This is a genomic window from Lewinellaceae bacterium, assembly GCA_020636135.1.
In the GTDB taxonomy this organism is placed as follows: domain Bacteria; phylum Bacteroidota; class Bacteroidia; order Chitinophagales; family Saprospiraceae; genus JAGQXC01.
The window spans coordinates 2,731,711-2,746,997 of sequence record JACJYK010000001.1 but is presented as its reverse complement, the minus strand read 5'-3'; the positions used below and the strand labels follow the sequence as shown (position 1 = coordinate 2,746,997).

10 protein-coding genes and 1 other RNA gene are annotated in these 15,287 nt (G+C 47.1%); 5 read left to right on the top strand and 6 right to left on the bottom strand.

Annotation, left to right across the window (positions count from 1 at the left end):
• Positions 1–5: 5 nt before the first annotated feature.
• Positions 6–554, bottom strand: coding sequence for an RNA polymerase sigma factor (locus H6570_10540; GenBank protein ID MCB9319711.1), 549 nt, complete (start codon positions 552–554; stop codon positions 6–8).
• A 595-nt stretch (positions 555–1,149) separates the two neighbouring features.
• Entirely contained in the window at positions 1,150–3,150 is a 2,001-nt protein-coding gene (locus H6570_10535; protein ID MCB9319710.1) for a glycoside hydrolase family 127 protein, read from the bottom strand.
• Positions 3,151–3,445: 295 nt separating this feature from the next.
• On the opposite strand from H6570_10535, the gene H6570_10530 reads away from it, so the two are divergent.
• On the top strand, positions 3,446–4,144 hold the full coding sequence (locus H6570_10530) for an NUDIX hydrolase (GenBank protein ID MCB9319709.1): 699 nt from the start codon (positions 3,446–3,448) through the stop codon (positions 4,142–4,144).
• A gap of 372 nt (positions 4,145–4,516) precedes the next feature.
• On the top strand, positions 4,517–6,913 hold the full coding sequence (gene ppsA, locus H6570_10525) for a phosphoenolpyruvate synthase (GenBank protein MCB9319708.1): 2,397 nt from the start codon (positions 4,517–4,519) through the stop codon (positions 6,911–6,913).
• 407 nt (positions 6,914–7,320) lie between these two features.
• Here the strand turns inward: ppsA and H6570_10520 are convergent, their stop codons facing one another.
• Complete coding sequence (locus tag H6570_10520; GenBank protein ID MCB9319707.1) at positions 7,321–9,519, bottom strand: beta-galactosidase; 2,199 nt, start codon at positions 9,517–9,519, stop codon at positions 7,321–7,323.
• Positions 9,520–9,806: 287 nt separating this feature from the next.
• Positions 9,807–10,176: a transfer-messenger RNA gene (gene ssrA, locus H6570_10515) on the bottom strand.
• 181 nt (positions 10,177–10,357) lie between these two features.
• Between ssrA and H6570_10510 the strand changes: the two genes are divergently transcribed.
• The 3 genes from H6570_10510 to H6570_10500 all read left to right on the top strand — a co-directional run bounded on the left by H6570_10510 (position 10,358) and on the right by H6570_10500 (position 12,450).
• A complete protein-coding gene (locus H6570_10510) occupies positions 10,358–10,546 on the top strand; it encodes a hypothetical protein (GenBank protein ID MCB9319706.1) in 189 nt (62 codons plus the stop codon).
• Positions 10,547–10,673: 127 nt separating this feature from the next.
• Positions 10,674–11,072: a hypothetical protein gene (locus H6570_10505; GenBank protein ID MCB9319705.1), complete on the top strand. Its 399-nt coding sequence runs from the start codon at positions 10,674–10,676 to the stop codon at positions 11,070–11,072.
• Positions 11,073–11,250: 178 nt separating this feature from the next.
• Positions 11,251–12,450, top strand: coding sequence for an alanine dehydrogenase (locus H6570_10500; GenBank protein MCB9319704.1), 1,200 nt, complete (start codon positions 11,251–11,253; stop codon positions 12,448–12,450).
• Between the two features lie 426 nt (positions 12,451–12,876).
• On the opposite strand, the gene H6570_10495 is transcribed toward H6570_10500, so the two are convergent.
• Entirely contained in the window at positions 12,877–13,821 is a 945-nt protein-coding gene (locus H6570_10495) for a phosphoribosylaminoimidazolesuccinocarboxamide synthase (GenBank protein ID MCB9319703.1), read from the bottom strand.
• An 84-nt stretch (positions 13,822–13,905) separates the two neighbouring features.
• Positions 13,906–15,279, bottom strand: a complete 1,374-nt coding sequence (locus H6570_10490) for a tryptophanase (protein MCB9319702.1) — start codon at positions 15,277–15,279, stop codon at positions 13,906–13,908.
• Between the last annotated feature and the right edge of the window lie 8 nt (positions 15,280–15,287).

Genomic DNA, 15,287 nt, shown 5'->3' with positions numbered 1-15,287 from the left:
TCCCGTTATTCGAATGAATTAAGTTGTTCAATGAGTTGTCTTAAAGTTGCTTTAGCCCGTGATAAACAGGATTTGGAAGTGCCTTCCATGATGCCGAGCATCTGGGCGATCTCTCCGTGTTTATACCCTTCTATTTCATACAAGTTAAATACGGTCCGTTGTATATCCGGCAATTGTTGTAACAGCCGCAGGATATCCTCGTATTGCAACTGATCCAGAGTGCCGGCTGTATCCGCGATGTCCATTCCACCGTTGCCTATTTCATCTTTGACCATAGGATGATCGTATCGGTAATAATCGCTGGAGCTATGGATGATGATTGTCCTGAACCAGGGCATGAATGGGAGTGAAGTATTGAATGATTGGAGGTTCTTAAATGCTTTGATAAATGCATTACTCAGAATTTCCTTCGCTTCCTCTTCATTGCGACTATACCGGCAGGCAATGTTCATACCATCGCTGTAAAATGCTTCAAAGAGGAGCCGGTGATGTTTCCGGGATCCCTGTAAGCATTTGTTGATCCAATCTTGCAGTTGTCGGTTGGTTGGACTCACATTCAAACCAGATTACATTGCCCTTTCAAATGATAGGTTACAGGCAGAAAACCTTTGGTTAAGCGATCGGGTGACTGTTCAGGAAGGCTTTCGGCTTCTTCCGGAAAGCGCCTTCACAGCTGCAAATTACTCAACCAAATTAAGATCAAAGCTTTCTATTACCTCCGAAATGACCTTAAGTTTTACTTAAACCTCGTTCCGGTTCATTCGGGAACAGGCACGCAAATGGTTTCGCTTGGTGCCAACGATTAAACAATAAATTCAAAAGGGTGGGGATCTGACTATTCAAAGCCCCACCGAATAAGAATAAATAAGACGGTTAAACATTATGTCAGTAGAAATGCTGCATATTGGTGACATGGTTACATCATTTACAGGCATTTACTTTTAATGCCCTGATTATTCGGAATTAACTACCGGGGAGGCTTTGCTTTTGGTTGCAAGCCACAGGATAAATTTGAGTTTCCATTACTATGCGTTACCAAGAGAGGGTATAGTAGACTGGATCATTAGGAGATCATGATATTGAGCTGGAATTTGCTTACGCTTTTTTGAAGTAACGGACTTGATTATGCTGGATGACAGCAGATCAGGATTAGTCGGAAAAGGGTAACCACACTTTCATTTTTCCCACACCGCGGTTAGACCAGGCATAATAAGGTATTGCAGTAAATCTTCCCGCGGCGCTCTCACCCTGAATGGTATTCACTCCACCTAATAGGGTGGGATCGTACGTAACTTCGAAACGCTCCTGCGGGCTTAATTTCAATTGGTCGATGCTAGGGTTGTCGGCCTGCTCCAACGCATAGACCAGAGGTCCGTATTCCACAGATTCTTTGCCACGATCGGCCTCCACCTTTTCATTTGCTTTGACCAGCTGGACTTTCATCGGGAATTCAACCTGTATGGAATGGGTGCCACTCCAGACCTGCCGGGTGCTGATGTAGCCTTCAGTCAGGTCGTAGGGGACTTGCTTTCCGTCAAAGATGATCACGGGAGGCGCGGGTGCCGTGGTAGTGTAATGGTATAGGTCGGAAGGTAAGACTTCGCCGCTGGCCCAGCCCGGGAGGCGAAGCTTTAGCTGCATATCAACCGGTTTTTCTGTGGTTACTTTAAGTTCTACCTTGCCATCCCAGGGATAATTGGTCGTTTGGGTAATGTGGACCGGCTGACCATCAACTTCAATGGTTGCTTCACTTCCAATGAAAAGATTTACGTAGAGGTCATGATCCTTCCGGGCATAGATCAGGCCGGATACAGCCGGGAGGAACCGGATCAGATTAGTCGGACAACAGGAACAGTCGAACCACGATTTGCGGGTGCATGCTCCCTGGTTGAACGTATAAACGCCATCAGATTCCAATGCATTCGGGTAAAAGAAATGGGTGCCATCCAGTGAAATTCCAGAAATCAGTCCATTGTACAGGGTGCGTTCGATGACATCGTAATATTTCTTATCTCCGAAGAGCATGAACATCCTTTGGTTCCAGTAGACATCTCCAATGGATGCACAGGTTTCATTGTAAGCCGTTTGATTGGGCAATTCGTAATCTGCACCGAAAGCTTCCCCCTGATGGAGGGCGCCGATACCACCGGTGATATACATTTTCCTGGATACCATATTGTTCCAAAGCCGGGTTACGGCTGCTCCATATGCAGTGTCCCGATAAATGGCTGCTATGTCGGTCATTCCGGCGTACATATACATCGCCCGTACTGCATGACCCACGACCTCATCCTGTCTGGTAACCGGAATGTGGTCCTGGGAATATTCGCCATACAACGGATGATGCATGGTCGAATCGCCTCGAGCATCCAGAAAATATTTGGAAAGTTTGAGGTAATCCTCTTTATGGGTTATCCGGTACAGCTTGATCAATCCGGTCTCAATGATCTGATGGCCAGGTACTTGCTCCAGCTTGCCGGGACCAAATGTTTGAACCATCAAGTCGGCGTTTTTGAGGGCGATGTCAAGAAAATTCCGCTTCCCGGTGGCCAGAAAATGAACCGCTGCTGCTTCGTACAAATGCCCGGCGTTGTACAACTCATGGCTGGCTCCCAGAGATTCCCAGCGTTTCCCCTCTTTGACACTGACCCACTCGGCAGGTGGTTTTGCGGGATTGATGGTACGCCAGGTCGTCAGGTATCCATCTGCTTCCTGTCCGATCGCAATGATGGCAATCAGGGAGTCCAGCAGTGATTCCAACTGCGGGTCCGGGGAACTGATCAAAGAGTTGGAAGCTCCTTCAATGATCTTATAGATATCGGAATCGTCAAAGGGCATGGCACCCCGGACGGTACCTTCTTTTTTACCTCCGGCGATCAGGAAATTATCCAGACGGCCTTCTTCCGTACATTTTTGAAGCGCGTAAGTGATGGTTTTTTCTTGCAATCGTTCCACGATGGGTAACCAAAACTGGTCGGTCAGTTTGACCTGTCGGATGTCCACCGGCTGGATCGGATAATCTGCCAGAACTGCCGTTCCTTCAGGTGGCTGGTTTTGATCGGCTTGCTGGCAGGAGATAAATGTGCCGAAAACAGTAATCAACAGGAAGTTGACGGCACGATAAAATTTCAGTTCGGGATGAGGACGCATTGAAATGGTTCGTTTGGACTAGGATTAAAAGTGTGCGAACGACAATTAACCAAAGTACTCGTAAATGCTGAAATGTCCAAATTGGGTCATTGGGTTTTCGGGTCAGATTATGTATTCCAGGGACTCCGGGGTTTCGATTTGGTTCCGGTTATGGTTATACTGCGGTATTTCACCCTGACTGGAGGGAAATCGTTTAGCGGAAACCTTTATATTCATGGTCAGTAAGAAATTCCATTCGCTGGAATGGCAATCAGGTTAGAACTGGCAAAACAATATAAAATCAAGGATTCATCCCATGCGGAACTACTATGGTGCTGAGAATAAGGTTCTGGTAGCAGTCGACTGTATTATTTTCGGTTTCGATCAGCAGGAAGAAGAGTTAAAGCTATTATTGGTCAAACGCGACATTCCACCCGAACTGGGCAAGTGGTCCCTGATGGGCGGGTTTATGCTCCACGATGAGACGCTGGATGATGCTGCCATACGGGTATTGTATGATCTGACCGGTCTGCGGAATATCTACATGGAACAATTGCGGGTATTTAGTAAAGTTGATCGGGACCCGGTAGCCCGGACCTTATCGGTGGCTTATTTTGCTCTGATCAACATCGAAGATCACGACAAGCACCTCATTCAGAATTACGGTGCCAAATGGTTTTCCATCAACCGCAAACCCATTCTCATTTTTGACCACAACCAGATGGTGGAAGGAGCAATCCGGCGGCTGCGGCGTCGTGCGGCTACCAATCCGATTGGCTTTGAACTGTTGCCGGAAAAATTCACCATGCGCCAGTTACAGAAGTTATATGAAGCCATCTATTCCGAAGAACTGGACAAACGCAACTTCAATAAGAAGATCAATAGCCTGGATGTCCTCGAAAAGCTGGATGAAAAGGACAAAACTTCCTCACGAAAAGGGTCATTCCTCTACCGTTTTAACCAGGAAAAATACCTGCGCAAGATGGATGACGGCTTTGTTTTTAAGATGAAATAATTTTTCAATAGTCTGCCAGTAAACTCTCGACCGGATGTTTAGCTGAAGCCTCATTCAGGAATGCAGACAGTCCGATAAGCTCCAATAGAGTGATAAAAAATGGAAGAAGCAAAATAAGTCGACAATTTTGGCGATGCGTCCTTCAAATGCTGGGCTGCCCCGAACACTCTTCAGACTTAATGTGTTGAATAGTTAAGTTAGTGGATGTTCTGTGAAGAGATAAGATGAAATCTTATAGTGAAATAGGACAATCGACTATCCACTCCGTTTCATTTTCCGAAATAAAATATACGTGTATCTGGTCATGCCCTGTCAGGTGTATCCTGATGGGTTCATTGTCATTCCAATTAATACTTCTTCAAATCCGATATCATGAATTCAGTGATTAAGAAATTCCGGGATATTCATCTGGCTGATGTTCCTCAGGTGGGTGGAAAAAATGCTTCATTGGGTGAAATGTTTTCTGAATTGTCTGCGCAGGGTGTGCGGGTTCCTGATGGATTCGCCACAACGGCATTGGCCTTTTGGGAATTTTTAGATACAAACCGTCTCCGCCAGCCACTTATTGAGTTGATGAAACAGTTGGATAAGAAACAGTTCACCAACCTGGGAGCAATCGGAAAGCAAGCCAGGAACCTGATCCTTGATGCTGATCTTCCTGCTGATCTGGCCCAAGCAATCACCAAAGGTTACCAGGAACTAGGCGGTACGGCTGATCAATTTGCTGTTGCCGTGCGCAGTAGTGCCACCGCTGAGGACCTGCCGCAGGCCAGCTTTGCCGGTCAACATGAGTCCTACCTCAACATCCGGGGGACGCAACACCTGCTTACTGCCGTCAGGAAATGTTTTGCCTCCCTATACACCGACCGGGCTATAAAATACCGGGAGGACAATGGCTTTGCCCATGAGAGCATAGCGCTGTCGGTAGGTGTGCAGAAAATGGTTCGTTCGGATCTGGCATGTTCCGGTGTCGGATTTACATTGGAACCTGAATCAGGCTTCCGGGATATCGTTCACCTGAGCGGTGTTTGGGGGCTTGGAGAAAATATCGTTCAGGGCACAGTGACTCCTGATGAATTTTTTGTTTTTAAACCCTCACTCCGGAAGAATAAAAAGGCGGTCATTCAGAAAAAATTGGGTGAAAAAGCAAAGACGATGATCTATGCCCCGGATGCACATTCGAAATCGCCGGTAGTAAATACGTCGACACCTCCGGATAAAAGAGCGCATTTTGTACTTGGTGATCCTGAAATTGAGCAACTGGCCCGCTGGGCATTGATCATTGAAGATCATTATGGGAAACCCATGGATATTGAATGGGCCAAAGATGGAGAGAGCGGTGAATTGTTTATCGTCCAGGCCAGACCTGAGACCGTACATTCCCAAAGAAACCCTTACCGGGTTACCGCATATAAGATCAATAAAAAAGGAACTACCCTGGCTACCGGGCAGGCTATTGGTAGCAAAGTAGCTACCGGAGTCGCCAGGTTGTTGCCTTCCCCTCAGGAAGCAGATAAGCTGAAGCCGGGCGAGATTGTGGTCACCAGCATCACCAGCCCCGATTGGGATCCGGTACTAAAGAAAGCGGCCGCCATTGTGACCAATAAAGGAGGCCGGACCAGTCACGCATCAATTGTGGCGAGAGAGTTGGGAGTGCCGGCGGTGGTAGGTTGCGGTAATGCCACGCTCAACATCCGCGATGGCGAAACGATCACGGTATCGTGTTGCGAAGGAAAGACCGGATACATCTACCGGGGAAAGGTAGAAGTTGAGGAGGAAGTTTACGATTTTACGGATATGAAAAAACCGGATGATACCCAGGCGATGCTGATTGTTGGTGATCCGGACCAGGCATTCAAATTGTCCTTTTATCCAAATGACGGAGTGGGTCTGATGCGAATGGAATTTATCATTACCCATTTTATCCAGGTGCATCCGATGGCCCTGATCAAATTCGACAGTCTCAAAGACGATCAGACGAAAGCTCAGATTGAGGACCTGACCCACCATTATCCGCAGAAGGAACTTTATTTCGTCGATAAACTTGCTCAAGGCATCGCAACGATTGCTGCAGCTTTTTACCCCAAAGACGTCATCGTTCGGATGAGTGACTTCAAAACGAATGAATATGCTAATCTGCTTGGAGGAAAGGCGTTCGAGCCCACCGAGGAAAACCCCATGCTGGGATTCCGCGGAGCTTCACGTTATTATCATGAGCGTTACCAGGAGGGATTCAAGCTGGAATGTGAGGCCATCAAAACGGTTCGGAATGCGATGGGCCTGACGAACCTGAAGGTGATGATTCCTTTCTGTCGCACCATCGAAGAAGGACAGAAAGTCATCGAAGCCATGAAGGCTAATGGCCTTGATCGGAATCTCGATCCGGGCCTGGAGATTTACGTGATGGCGGAGATTCCCAGTAATGTGCTGTTGGCCGAGGAATTTGCTGAACTTTTTGATGGATTCTCCATCGGGTCCAATGATTTGACCCAGCTTACCCTTGGCATTGACCGGGATTCGGCGATCGTTAGTAATCTGTTTGACGAGCAGAATGACGCGGTGAAACAACTCATTGGATCGGTGATCCGGAAGGCGAAGAAGTCAGGGGCGAAAATCGGGTTGTGTGGCCAGGCGCCAAGTGATTTTCCGGAATTTGCTCAATTTTTGGTTCAGCAGGGCATCGATAGCATTTCATTTAACCCGGACGCTCTGCTCAAGGGTATTGAAAATATCAAGCAAGCAGAAGCCAAGGTTTTGCAATCAATATGAAAGCAAAACCGGATGGAATGAGCGTTACTAATTAATCCAAATCATGCAATAGACCCTTTCATTCGGACTACATTAAGAATTCAAAGGACTGAAATCAGGGTATTATTAATGCATTGCATTAGAAAGTGTTGTGAGAATTTTAACCACACTTCATGGATTAAATGAGGGCCGAATAAATTGTAAATTAATGCTGTATTGAAGCCATTAAAGTATTCTGCAGGTGCGCATTTCTGCTTCATTATCAAGCACTTCACGTCGTCGCCTTAGCTTGCTATGACTCCTCAGCGAATCACTTACTAATCTTCCACAAATGCGCCAGGCTACGAATTCTATTGGATGATTAGGGTTTAATTACGGATGGTGAAGGCAAAAACAATCTTGTTTAGTATATCCTAATCCTCTCTATTTTACCTCAACAAAACCTTCCCTGTCTGGCTGTCCATCAGAATGGTGCTGCCCTCCGTAAGATCAAAATGAACGGTTCCGCCATTTTTTAATTGAATGTCACGGGGGCCCCCGGTGCTGGTATGCAGCATCAATAATCCCGAATTGGCGTAGGTGAAGTCATTTTTTTGGTTGTGAATATGGCAACCTGCCATCTTGAAGATTTCCCGGAAATTATCAGTCCCATTAAGGGGGAGGCCGCAAAATACTGAACTGAACTTTTCAAACTTTTTAATTGCGATGACCGGCTCTTGGTTGTTCGGCAAAGTCGCCAGAGTTTGGGATTTATCATCGGCAACGACATATAGCGGAGCCACTGGACCACTGAATTTGTAGGAGTCACCGGTACTTAAAAAAAGTACTTCCGGAGCTTCATTCAATTCGAGCCTTTTGAGGTCAAAACCTGTCAGTGATTTTACAAAATTTACATCCAACTTTTGTCCATTGGTATAGCCCGTCAGGTAATTCCAAACCAGGGTGCGCCCGTCAGCGGCTACTTTCTCTTTGATGAATTTTCGTTGATCGTCCGATAGTTTGTACACATTCATGAACACCACGGCTTTATACTGACTCAGGTTCACTTTATCCAGGTCAAAATCGTAAATATGATCGGCCACGGTTCCACTTCTCAGGGCTTGTTCTATACTGTGATCCAGTACGTTGACGGTGATGGGCAAAACAGTCGATTTCAAATAATAGAATACATCCTGGCTCCACACATAGAGTACATCGGCCTCAGATTGATACGGATTCCTGAATCGCTGCTGGAAAAAATCCCTTTCTTCTTTCATTTGACTCAGATATTTCGGGTTGTCCCACCAGCCAAAAGCTTTTTGCAAACCGAAATCATAATACCAAAAACCGATACCACGCATCAGCGGCAAAATGGTGCTTCGCTTCATGATGTTGGCAAAAACCGGATCATAGCGTTCGGAATACCGGATATTATCATAATCGGTTTTGGCGTGCAGGTATCCGTTATCGATTTCATCGAGCCAAAGTTTTCCGTGAATAAGGTTTGATTCTATGATCCCGCGGGAATTGCCAGAGCCGCCCTCCTTGCGGCTATCGGGCCAGTACGTTTGCGGACCTGAGAGGTAATCTACATACGGACTTTCCAATATTTGTTTGATAAATAGATGCCCGCCGACCGTTTGCCGGTTGAAAGTCATGTGCAGGTATCCGTAAAAGATACCGGTAATAATAGGTCGGGGCCAGTTGTCCTTCACCAGTTTACAGAAATACAGGGCGTCTTCTGCCACGACCTGTTGCTGGGCGGTAAAATAGTCGATGGTTCGTTGGTCCTGCACCGGATCTTTGAAGAAACCATCGTGCGTTTTCATCCGCTCTTCAACACCCGGTACGGTAGCGTTGTCAAATGAAAAGGCTTTGGTATTCCAGCTTTCCTGAAGACGTTGTTGGGTCTTGTATTTTTCTTTAAGCCAATTTCTGAAGTAGGTGGTCATGGCAGGGCCGGTATCTGGGTCATGGTCGATAAAGCCCCAATAATGCCATTCGCCATAAATACCTCCGGCCACGTGCATCCCGATTACGGCATTCCCTTCTGGTGTTTTTGCCAGTTTCTGACAAAATTCCCTAAGCCGCTCTCCTGCTTCTTTTTTCCATAAAGCAGAAGCCAGACTGGCGCGTAATGCCGCATGAATATCGTGCTCTTCATTATGGTAGGGCGGGCCTGCTTTCAGGCTGGTATCCACCGGTGTATCGGCAAATTGGGTGCATTCTTCCTGGTGAGCCTCATTCCACCAGAAAGGTGCATTTACATGAATCCGTATTACCACATTGGCGTCTGCATATTGGTCCAAAACACCCCGCACCTGTTTTCTGGCTAGTGCCATATTCAGGGTATCTACATGGGGATTCCAGATATCATTCAGCCATAAGTCGACCTGAAAGAGCCGAAAGCCGATTTCTGCAAAATTGTGGATGTTCCGTGCTGGCACTTCTTCCCAGCTCCATCTGCCACCATAGGCATGCGTAAGGGCATAAAACGCCGGGGTCTGCGGCACACCGTCGATCATCAGCGTTGGTCTGCCAAGATAATCTTTCACTTCGGCTGAGCGGGGAGATTGACCAAAGGTAAATACCACTAACAAAACACCGAAAGCCAGACAGAATACCACCTTTAAAGACAGGTTTCGCATTTGATTTGTTTATGCTTCCTTACAAGTGGGTTTCTGATTAAATAGGAGTACAATATACTACCAGAAAGCCACCGCCTTCATGAATAAAGACAAAAAAGCTGGCTAATCGGAAGGGCATAACAATATGCCTCTGGTCAGATTGATCTTAGTTCACAGGCTGAAACGGACGGTAAAACCCAATATTTGGCCGGTGAGAAGTGGCAGGACGAAAAGTGAAGTACTACTGTGAAAGGATAATGGCAGGTTATCAGGAAAAAGAAATGCCCTGCAAACATCTGCAAGGCACTTAGTGGAGCTGCCGGGAGTCGAACCCGGGTCCAGAGAAAGTACCCATAAGCTTTCTACATGCTTAGATTAAGATTTGAATTTAGGACAACTGCCGGCTCTTAAACGGACGTGCAGTCATCCGGTTTCCTTTATTTCGCCTGGTCGTCGGAACGGTCGCTCAGGCTATCCTGCGGGTTTGTTATACGCGGTACATTGTGTATCAGGAATCAAACGTACGGCATAAAGGCATTCTAATTCCTAGAATTAGGCTGCCAAGGCGTAATTGTAGTCGCCAATTATTGTTCGATCGTGTGGATTAACGTAGTTAGACGATCATTCTACGGCATGCTTACTTACCGATATCATTTCCTGTCAAATCCAGTCAGCCCCATAGTTGTTGGTTCGAGCGGGATGGTCCGTTGAACCATCATGAGACAAAACTAATGAATTCCATGAAAAGTTCCTTGCGGATCCACCACACTACAAATTGTGATCAAAGTGTTTCCTGATCACGGTCATTGATTCACCCGCAGGTCCAGTGTATCTATAGCACAGGCTAAAATTTAATCTGATGATCAAGCATAAAAGCAGTGTCAGAAAATTGCACGAACCGGCCGACCATGAACAGAAGGTTTCTATAAATCTTCCGGATCCGGAAGAGCCTCTGATCAAAGAAGAAGATAAACTGGAAGAAGTGCAGGAAGTAGATTCCTTTGTGTCTCCGGGTTATGAACCTCCTGTCCCGGGTGAGGGGCCATAAGCAGTTGCCTGGTTGCCTGATGGAATAACGTTCGTCCTTCCTATGCTGCGGTGACTTCAGTCCGGTCAGTGTACGAGTTCCTGATGAGTTGAATTCCATTTTCCATAAGCCAGATATTATGCGAATAATGATCCGGATTCTTTGTCTTTTTAACGCTTTGACAGCCATTCCGTCAGGGGTATTGTTAATGCTTTATCCTGATGGGAGGATTTTTCAATTTCCGCCAGGCTTGCTTGAACACACCCCCTTTCGGGATTACTTTTTGCCCCGAGCATTCCTATCGATGATGGTAGGTGGCTCTGCCCTTGTTGCAACCTTTGCGATGTTTAGAAACTCTGGATATCAATATCGGCTGGCGATGGCCAGTGGCGTGATACTGATCGGCTGGATATTGATCCAGACCATGCTTTTACAGTCGGTTCACTGGTTGCATATAAGTTACTTTGTCATCGGCATGCTCGTTCTGATTCTCTCAGTCGTGTTCATTAATCAGGACGAAGAGATCCATACAGGCAGGAAGCATTAGACATTACCAACTATTCAAATTTGGGATAAGCATAAGAGGTATGGCCGTATGTCTTTCCGATCACGGGTGATGTGGATAAAATTTGATTCGTATCATGTGATCGTGCGTGGGTATTCTCTGTATATTCGGCCTTGCCGGAGGACTGGTTGTCGCTCCGGTCTAAAAGCCCAGCCGAAATATGAAAATTGGTATCGTTCGAGAAGGTAAAATACCTCCGGACACGCGGGTTCCATTGGCACCCTTCCAATGTGCCCTGGTGATCGAAAAGTTTGGTATACAGGTATTTGTGCAGCGATCACCCAATCGATGCTTTAAGGACCACGAATACATGGATGTTGGCGTTCCGGTGGTTGATGATGTAGAATTTTGTGATGTATTGATGGGGGTCAAGGAAGTACAAATCAGGGACCTGATTCCCGAAAAGATCTTCATGTTTTTTTCCCATACCATCAAAAAGCAACCCTACAATCGACAAATGCTCCAGACCATTCTGGAACGAAAGATCACCCTGATCGACTATGAAGTGCTCACCGATGAATACAACAACCGGCTGATCGCTTTCGGGCATTTTGCCGGCATGGTTGGAGCTTACAATGGGATCTGGACGTATGGTCAGCGCACCGGGCTCTTTGCCCTGAAGCGCATGAAGGATTGCAGGGACTACCAGGAGGCCAGGAGCCAGTTTGAAGCCGTCCGGTGGCCACCTTTGCGAATCATAGTCACTGGTACGGGCAGGGTAGGCACCGGGGCGGTTCAGGTCTTGAAGGACATGGGGTTCCACCGGGTTTCTCCTGAAGATTTTCTGGAAAATGAATACAGCAGAACCGTATTTACACAGCTTTCGGCAGAAGACTATGCGGAGCACCGGGAAGGCATTCCTTTCAATAAGAATGAATACTATACGGATCCGCAACGATTTAAGACCGTTTTTGCAGATTATTACCGGGTGTGCGATATCCTGATCAACGGCATTTACTGGGATCCGAAAGCACCGGCATTTTTTACCAGGGAAGAGATGCTCCTGCCTGATTTTCGCATTCAGGTGATCGCCGACATCAGTTGTGACATTGCGCCGCAAGCCTCCGTGCCCTGTACTTTGCGGGCTTCGTCCATCGAGGAGCCGGTTTATGGGTATGATCCTGTCACGAATCAGGAGACCGCACCTTATATGCCTGACTGCGTTGATGTCATGGCCATCGATAACCTGCCTAATGAGCTGCCGAGAGACGCCTCACAAACCTTTGGCAATCAATTCATCAATCACATCTTACCCCAGTTTTTTAACGGCGACGAAGGAAATATACTCAAGCGGGCCACGATCGCCCGGGATGGGTTACTGACTGAGAACTTCTGGTACCTGGAAGATTATGTGGGGTAACGTGTTTAGGTGTTGACGTTTTTACGTGTTTACGGTGGGATGGGCTTGGGATTATGGTATTGTGGTATTATGGTTATGTGGTGTTGTGGTTTTATGAGCTCTTTGGAAATGTTGACTAACTCATTAACTAATATTCAGATTAACTGATTAACTCAAAAGGAGGTATTGTGGTGTTGTGGTGTTGTGGACTAACTCATTAACTTATTCTCAGATTAACTGATTAACTCAAAAGGAGGTATTGTGGTTTTGTGGACTTACTCATTAACTTATTTTCTCATTAACCTATTAACTCAAGAGGTGGTGTTGTGGTGTTGTGTGGACTAACTCATTAACTAATATTCAGATTAACTGATTAACTTAAAAGGTGGTGTTGTAGACCAACTCATTAACTTATTCACCCATTAACTTATTAACTCCTTAATCTGATTACTGACTACTGCCCAGATACGCTTCCACATTATGCCGGATCCGGTTAAGCACCTGGCCGTAGTCGGCTTTTTCAAAGGAAGTGCCGGTCATCAGTTCGTAGAGATGGATATACCGCTCGCTGATCTCCTGCACAAAATCGTCGGGCATGTCCGGCATGACCTGGCCATCGAGACCCTGGAAACCGTGATCCATAAGCCATTCGCGGACAAACTCCTTGGAAAGTTGCTTTTGGTGCTCACCGCGGCCCTGTCTTTCGGTATAACCTTCCAGGTAATAATATCGTGATGAATCGGGTGTGTGAATTTCATCGATCAGCACTACTTCATCCTGGTAGATGCCGAATTCGTATTTCGTATCAACCAGGATTAACCCACGGGCTTCCGCCATCGCGCTGCCACGGGCAAAAAGAGCGTGGGTATACTTCTCCATAAGCTCATAGTGACCGGGATCCACCAGGCCGCGGGCCAGGATATCTTCCCGGGTGATGTCTTCATCATGACCTTCGTCGGCTTTGGTCGCCGGGGTGATGAGGGGCTCAGGAAACTTATCGGATTCCTTCATGCCATCGGGCATAGACACGCCGCACAGGATCCTGGCGCCGGATTTATATTGCCGCCAGGCGTGGCCGGCCAGGTATCCGCGGATAACCATCTCGACGCGCTGAGGATCGCATTTTTTACCGATCATCACGTTGGGGTCCGGGCAGGACTCCATCCAGTTGGGCACGATATCACGGGTTGCCTCCAGGAAAAAAGCGGCCATCTGATTAAGTACCTGTCCTTTATAAGGTATGGGCCGGGGAAGGATGTGATCGAATGCAGAAATGCGGTCAGAGGCAACCATGATCATCCGTTCTCCGATCGTGTAAACGTCCCGTACTTTGCCGTGATATACGACCTGATCCGGATGAAAATGAAAATCGGTGGTTTGAATACCGTCCATGTCAAGATTTTGTTCTGCGCGAAATTAACGAATTGATTCCTGACGCAATGCATCAATCACCAGGGTAACACCATTGAAATCAGATTATCCCAGCATTTCAAACCGCGCCGTAAAATGCCTGAGCATCGGTGCTTCGTAGGTTATTTTCATGCCGCGGATGGTATTGCGGTGGTGAAAGACGTCCGTGATGACTTCCGTGACATAATCCATGTGGCTCTGCGTATAGACACGACGGGGAATGGCCAGTCGTACCAATTCAAGGGGAGGGGAGATGAGACCACCCTCTTTATTGTATTTTCCAAACATGACGCTGCCGATTTCGACACCGCGGATGCCACCGTGCAGATACAACGCACAGGCCAGCGCCTGTCCCGGGTATTGGTGGCGTGGGATATGGGGCAAAAAGGAAGCAGCATCCAGATAGACGGCATGCCCCCCGGTAGGCAGAACCAGCGGTATCCCTTGTTCGGATAATTTATCCCCAATGTATTCGATGCTGCGGATACGGTATTTGAGGTAATCTTCATCCACGATCTCCTCCAGGCCCTGGGCAATGGCTTCCAGATCCCGGCCTGCCAATCCACCGTAAGTGGGAAATCCTTCGGTGACAATCAGCAGATTACGAAATTGCTGCGCCAGCTCTTCATCACGGAGCGCTAAAAATCCTCCGATATTGGCAAACGCGTCCTTCTTGGCGCTCATCGTAACCATATCGGCATACGAGAAGAGCTGCTGGGCAATCTCAAGGACAGAACGGTCCCGGAATCCGGGTTCACGCATTTTGATGAAATAGCAGTTTTCGGCAAACCGGCAGGCATCAATGATCAGCGGGATCCCGTAATTCGTACAGATGGCCCGGGCACCCTGAATATTAGCCATGGAGACGGGCTGTCCGCCTCCCGAATTGTTGGTGATGGTGATGACGACGGCAGGAATGTTCTTTGTACCTATTTGCTGGATTTTGGTTTCAAGTGCTGCCAAATCGATGTTTCCTTTGAAGTCTGCGATCAATCCGGGTTGTTTTCCTTCGGCACAGACCAGATCAATTCCTTCTGCTCCAGTGAATTCAACATTGGCCCGCGTTGTATCAAACAGCGTATTGCTCAGGACAGTCTTGCCGGTACCGCCAAGGATGGTGAACAGAATTTTCTCTGCTGCCCGTCCCTGATGGGTGGGAATCACTACGGGCAGTCCGGTTATCTTTTTAACTGCAGCTTCAAATTTGAAAAAGCTGTCTGCACCGGCATAGGATTCATCTCCCAGCATGATACCGGCCCACTGGGCGCTGCTCATAGCAGAAGTTCCGCTATCTGTCAACAAATCAATGATGACATCGTGGGCTTTGAGCAGGAAGGGATTGTAATGGGCGTCTTTGAGTAATTCCTTACGCTCATGGAAAGTGGTAAAATAGATAGGCTCAACCGATTTGATTTTAAAAGGCTCAATGATGGTTTTCATACAAATTC